3 protein-coding genes are annotated in these 6,358 nt (G+C 77.2%); all 3 read right to left on the reverse strand.

Translation table 11 applies throughout. From position 1 onward, the window contains the following. Positions 1–2,014: FtsX-like permease family protein (locus tag BG452_RS27720; protein ID WP_188307088.1), on the reverse strand; the 2,014-nt coding region annotated here is incomplete at its 3' end. Then, the gene (locus BG452_RS27725; RefSeq protein WP_188307089.1) at positions 2,008–2,841 is read right to left on the reverse strand and encodes an ABC transporter ATP-binding protein; all 834 of its coding nucleotides are present in this window, start codon (positions 2,839–2,841) and stop codon (positions 2,008–2,010) included. The genes BG452_RS27725 and BG452_RS27720, both read right to left, overlap by 7 nt. Positions 2,842–2,932: 91 nt before the next feature. Further along, the gene (locus tag BG452_RS47800; RefSeq protein WP_188307090.1) at positions 2,933–6,181 is read right to left on the reverse strand and encodes an AAA family ATPase; all 3,249 of its coding nucleotides are present in this window, start codon (positions 6,179–6,181) and stop codon (positions 2,933–2,935) included. Positions 6,182–6,358 lie beyond the last annotated feature (177 nt).

Genomic DNA, 6,358 nt, shown 5'->3' on the forward strand with positions numbered 1-6,358 from the left:
CCGGGCCGCCGACGCCGCCCGGGCCGTTGACCCCGGCGGTGACGGCGTCGGCGCCGGTCACCCAGGCCTGGACGGTCTCGGCACCGCTGCCGAGCAGGGCGACGACCCGCACGTCGCGCGGGGTGCCGTCGGCCAGCCGGACCGAGACCCGCCCGCCGACCCGGGGCGAGCCCGGCCAGGTACGGCTGAGCGCCACCGAGCCGGGGCCGAGGTCGGCGAGCGAGCCCGCGACCACCGGCAGGCGGTCGACCTCGGCCAGCGCGGCAGGGTCCGCCGTGGCGGCGCTGAGCGGCACCAGGGCCTGGCCGGTCGGGTCGACGGCCATCAGCGAGGTCGGGGTGATGACCAGCGCCCGCACCCCGGGGACGGCCCGGACCCGGTCCACCACGGTCCGGTTCAGCCCGGGGGTGCCGGCCGGGCTGACGACCAGGTCGGCGGCGGACAGCTGGTGGCGCACCTCGCTGACCTGCGAGCGGTTGATGGTGTCGATGCTGCCGAGCAGGCACCCGGCGAAGGCGATCACCAGCACCACCGGGGTGGTGGTCGCCGCGGTGCGCCGGAAGGCGGTCAGCGAGCTCTGCCGGGCGGTGGCCCAGACGATGCCGCCGGCCTCCTCGGCGGGGCGCCCGCGCAGCCGGCCCACCAGCGCGGGCAGCGCGGTCAGCAGCCGGATCGCCGGCCCGGCCAGCACGGCCGCCAGCAGGACGCAGCCCGCGACGATGGCCAGCAGCAGGGCGAGCGAGTCGGCGGCGTTGGCCGCCGCGTCCGGCCAGGTGCGGGCCGTCAGCACCAGGGCCACGATGCCGCCGCCCAGCACCACCAGGCCGCTCAGCCAGCGGAACGCCAGCGCGCCGCGCGAGCGCCGTTCCACGTCCGCGTCCGCGAGCGCCTCGCCGGGGCTGATCAGTCCGGCCTTCAGCGAGGAGACCAGCACGCCGCCGATCGCGGTCAGCAGCCCGATGGCGCCCGCGACGAGCAGCCCCCACCAGGTGACCGGGACGGTGAACTCGGCCGGCACCATGGCGTGGTCGACCAGCCAGCGGCCGGCCGGCGCCGCCCCGGCCGCGCCCAGCGCGCACCCGGCGGCGGAGGCCAGGACGCCGACCACCAGCGCCTCCCGGTTGACCAGGGCGCGCAGCTGCCGGCGGGTGGCGCCGATCAGCCGCAGCAGCGCGAGTTCGCGCCGGCGCTGCGCGATGGACAGCGCGAAGGTGCCGGCCACCACGAACACGGCGGTGCCGCTGGAGACCGCGGCGGACAGGCCGAGCGGGGTCTGCACGTCGTCCAGCCGACTGCTGACCTCGGCGTGGTGCGGGTCGGCCTGGCTGCGCTCGGCGCCGGTGAGCACCCGGGCGACGCTCGCGCCGCCGGCCGCGTCCACGGCCCGGCGCACCGCGTCGGCGGGGCCGAAGGCGGCCAGCACGCCGACGGCGGGGCAGTAGCGGGCGGCCTGGGCGTCGGTGAAGAAGACGGCGTGCTCGAAGGCTTCGGCCTCGGTGACGCCGGAGACCGTCGCGGTGTGCGGGCCGTCGGCGGTGACGTACCGGACCTGCCGGCCGACCTGCTCCGGGCTGCCGCCGCCGATGACGACCTGGTCGTCGGCCCTGGGTGCGGTGCCGGCGGTGAGCCGGTAGCCGCCCAGGGCCGCGCCGGACCAGGCGCGGCCGACCTGTCCGCGCGGGCCGTCGGCGAGCTGGGCGTAGAAGGTGTGGTCCGCGACGGTCGGGCCGGTCGCGGCGACGGCGGCGATCAGGGCGGCGGGCAGGCCCGGCTGGGCGGGGACCGGGGTGGGCTGGGGGTCGCCGCCGGCGGGGGTGAAGTCCACGTTCAGGTCGGCGGTCACCAGCACCGGGGCCTGGGAGAAGCGCTGGCGGCCCTGGTCGGGGACGTCGGCGGTGGCGGCGATGACCAGCAGCGAGGTGGCCATCAGGGCGACGCCGCAGGCCAGCGCGATGAAGCTGCCGACGAACGAGGCCCAGCGGAGCCGGACGGAGGCGAGGGCGAGGGTCAGCATGCGACGGCCTCCGGCGCCTGGGCGTCCGACACCTGGGTGCCCGCCGGCTGGACGCCCGACGGCTGGGCCTCCGACGGCTGGGCCTCCGAGGTCTGAGCCTCCAGCGCGGTCATCCGGGCGGCGACCTGTTCGGCGGTGGGCCGCTCCAGCGAGCCGGCCAGCCGGCCATCCCGGAGGAAGAGCACCCGGTCCGCGTACCCGGCGGCGACCGGGTCGTGGGTGACCATCACCACCGCCCGGCCCGGGTCGTCCGCCATCCCGCGTAGCAGGGCGAGCACCTCGCGGCCGCTGCTGGAGTCCAGCGCGCCGGTGGGCTCGTCGGCGAGCAGGACGGCCGGGCGGGTGATCAGCGCCCGGGCGATGGCGACCCGCTGCTGCTGGCCGCCGGACAGCTCGGCCGGCCGGTGCCCGGCCCGGTCGGCGAGGCCCACGGCGGCCAGCGCGGCGGTCACCTCGGCCGGCCCGGGGCGGCGGCCGGAGAGCCGGGCCGGGAGCGCGACGTTCTGGGCCGCGGTCAGCGCGGGCAGCAGGTTGAAGGACTGGAAGACGAAGCCGATCCGCTCCCGGCGCAGGACGGTCAGCTCCTTGTCGCGCAGCCCGCCGAGGACGGTGCCGTCGACCCGCACCTCGCCGCCGTCGATGGCCTCCAGCCCGGCCGCCGACCGCAGCAGGGTCGACTTGCCGGAGCCGGAGGGGCCCATGACGGCGGTGAAGGTGCCGAAGGGGAACCCGATGGTCACATCGGCGAGGCCGATGACGGGCTCGGGCCCGCGCCGGTAGGTCCGGCGGACGGAGCGGAGTTCGACGGCAAAGTCCGTGGCGTTCATGATCCCCATCCCATCGCCCGGGGCGGGGGTGGCTCAATGACCAGGGGTTCACTCCTGGGGGTGTAGCTGGCTACACCCCCCTCGCTCCTCCTCAGTCGCGCCAGGCCCGTTTGAGCTCCGCCCAGCGCGCCGCCTGCTCGGGTGTCAGGGCGCCGCGCAGCTCGGCCAGCTTCAGCAGCTGGGCCTCGGCGTCGGCGCCGAGCGGCTGGGCCTCGGCCCGGTAGTGGTCGGTGAGCAGGGCGTCGAGTTCCGGCCGGGTGAGGGCGGGGTCCAGGCGCTGGGCGAGCTTGGCCATGTTGCGGTAGGAGCCCTGGAGCAGGAACGGCGGCTCGGTGCGGGCGCGGTCGTCCTGGGCGGCGGAGGCGAGGTAGGCGCGGTTGACGGCGAGGACGGTGCCGCGCAGGTGGAGCAGCCCGGCCAGGACGGCGGTCATCCGCTCGACCTCGGCGGCCGGCCAGGCGCCGGACAGGGTGCCGCCCGGGGTGCCGGCGGCGCGGGCGAGCAGGGTGTCCAGGTCGGCGCGTTCGGCGGTGGCCAGCGGGGCCAGGTGGGGGCTGGCGGGCAGGGCGTTCTCGACGAAGCTGAGCGCGAAGAGGTCCTCCCGGCCGGCCACGGCGTCGCCGAGGTTCCAGACGTCGGCGCGGTTGGCGAGCATGTCGGGCAGCCGGAAGAGCCGGCCGGACTCGGTGTACGGGTTGGCGGCCATCACCACGGCGAAGCGTCTGCCGCGCAGGTCCCACTCGCGGGCCTCGCCGTCCTGAACGCCGTCGATCCGGCGCTGGGCGTCGCACAGCGGGATGAAGCGCTGGAGGAACTCGGGCGAGGTGTGCTGGACGTCGTCCAGGTAGAGCAGCACGTTGTCGCCCGCGTGCAGGGCGAAGTTGAGCTTCTCCAGTTCGCGCCGGGAGGTGGCATCGGGGGCCTCGGCCGGGTCCAGCGAGGTGACGTGGTGGCCGAGGGCCGGGCCGCTGACCGAGACCAGCAGCAGGCCGAGCCGTTCGGCGAGGTACTCGACCAGGGTGGTCTTGCCGTAGCCGGGCGGGGAGACGAGCAGCAGCAGGCCGCTGCGGTCCACCGGCCCGCCGGAGTCGGCGGTGCCGAGCTGCTTGGCGAGGTTGTCGCCGATCAGCGGCAGGTACACCTGGTCGATCAGCCGGTTGCGGACGAAGCCGTTGAGCGGCGCGGGCCGGTACTGGTCGAGCCGCAGCCGGGCGTGCTCGGCGGTCAGCAGCTCGCCGCGCAGCCGCTGGTAGGCGCGCTGGCCGGGGGCGTCGGTCTGCTCGAACTCGCGGACGCGGGTGAGCAGTTCGTCCAGTCGCAGGTCGAGCGAACCGCCGGTCAGCCGGGGGTGGTCGCCGAGCAGCCCGGTCAGCCGGGTGCCGACGGCGCCCTCGGCGGGGCGGCGTGGCAGGGCCGGGCAGAGCAGGATGGCGGCGGCCTCGGCGCGGTCGCCCGGGTCGGTGTCGGCGGCGGCCGACTCCAGCCAGGCGTCGGCCAGTTGGCGTCGTACCGGGAGCAGTGCAGGGTCCTCGGGGAGGGCGGCCAGGGCCTGGGTCAGCCCGGCCGACTCGGGAGCGGCGTGGAACTTCTCCAGCAGGGCGCGGGCTCCGGCGGAGTAGGCGAAGCTGGGTGCGGCGGCGGCGAGTTCGGCCGCCAGGTAGTCTCCGGCTCCGGTCGCTCCCGGGGTGAACTCCGCCACGGCGGCAGACAGTTCGGCGGCCAGGGCAGCCAGGGCGGCGAGCGCCGGTACGGTGCCGCCGTACGCCTGGCGGGCGAGGCCGAGCGAGCGGGCCCGGGTGTGCCAGACCAGCCGCTGCCGTTCGTCCGTGCCGTGCGCCCAGTACAGCTGGGCCGCCGCCCGGGCGTCCGCCGGGTGGCGCAACAGGCCTGCCTCGGCGTCGAGTTCGAGCAGGGCGCGGAGCACCAGCGCCGCGTCGTGGTCGTGCACCCCGCGCTGGTAGCCCTCGTCCGGGCGCTGTTCGACGGCCCGGCGGACGTACTCCAGGAGGTCGGTGTCGGCGGTGAGGCCCCCCGGTTCGGCGGCCAGCAGTAGGCTGGCGGCCAGGTACTCGGCGCGGTAGAGCGCGGGCGTCTCGGAGGGCAGCGGGCGGGCCCAGTAGCGCTCGGTGGCGGCGAAGGCCGGGTCGGTGACGGGGGAGCGGTAGCCGGTGCCGGTGAGGGTGAAGGCGGGGCGGCCGTGCCAGGGCAGCAGGGTGAGTTCGGGGCGCTGGGTGGTGACGGTGAACAGGTGGCGGCCCAGTCGCAGGGTGCCGGGGCCGTCCCCGGCGAGTTCGGCGCGGTCGCGCAGGGCGCGGTGGGCGCGGCCGCGGGCGGCGCGCAGCCGTCCGGTCAGCTCCTCGGCCCGGACCTTGTCGCCGAGTCCGGTCAACTGGCCGGCGAGGTCGCGGAGTTTGACGGCGGTCGGGTCGGCGGCCAGGGCGGCGTCGATCTCGGCGGCGGTGCCGAGGGCGGCGAGGCGCCGGTGCAGGGTGTCGAGGATGCGCTCGGCGGAGGCGGCCAGCCGGTCGGCGCGGCCGGCCCGCTCCTCCAGCAGGTGCTGGCGGCGGGCGGTGAGCGCGTCGTGGACCGCGGTGCGGCGTTCGGTGAGCTGTTCGCCGAGCGAGGGGTCGGCGTCGGCGAAGCGGGTCTCCAACTGCTCGATCCGCAGCAGCAGCCGGCCGAGCAGGTCGTCGCAGGCCTCGGGGGTGTCGGCGGCGGCGAGGGCCGCGGTGACGGCCTGGGCGAGCAGCGCCGTCTCGGCGGCGAACTCGGCGGCGGCCTCGCGGGTGCGCAGTTCCCGGCGGCGGACGGTCAGCGTGGAACGGCCCCGGTTGAGCAGCCCGAGCACGTCGGCGAGCCGGTCCAGGATTGCGGTGCGGGTGGTGGCGTCGGCCAGGTCGAGGGTGCCGACCAGCTCCGAGACGGTCTGCAACGCCTCGCTCTGCTCGGTGAGTTCGATCCCGAGCGGTTCGGCCTCGGTCGCGGTGGTGATGCCCGCGCAGCGCTCGGCCAGTTCGCCGGCCCGGCGCCGGTGCGGTTCGAAGGCGGAGGGTTCGGCGAGCTGGCCGACGGCCCGGCCGGCGGCCTCGGCCAGCCCCTCGGCGAGGTGTGCGGCGAGCGCGTCGATGCGCTGCGGTTCGGCCCGGGGCAGGTCGCGCAGCGCCTCCACCCGGCCCTGGGCGCGGCGCAGCGCGGCCAGCCGGTCGACCCATTCGGCGGCGTCGGCGAGGGTCTCGCCGCGGGCGGTGCGCAGCAGGCCCTCGACGTGCTCGGCGGTCTCCGAGGTCCGGGCGGCGGCGTGCGCGGTGAGCTGGGCGATCGCCTCGTACTCGGCGATCACCTGCCGGGTGGTGTCGCGGATCTCGGCGAGTGGCGCGGCGAGGTCGCCGAGGCCGCTCTGGCCGAGATCGGAAGAGCGTCGTGTCGGGATAGGGGGGGGGGCGGGGGGGGGGGGCGGGGGGGGGGGGGGGGGGGGGGGGGGCGGGGCGGGGGGGGGGGGGGCGGGGGGCGGGGGGGG

It is taken from the genome of Streptomyces sp. CBMA123, from assembly GCF_014596465.1.
Classification (GTDB): Bacteria; Actinomycetota; Actinomycetes; order Streptomycetales; family Streptomycetaceae; genus Kitasatospora.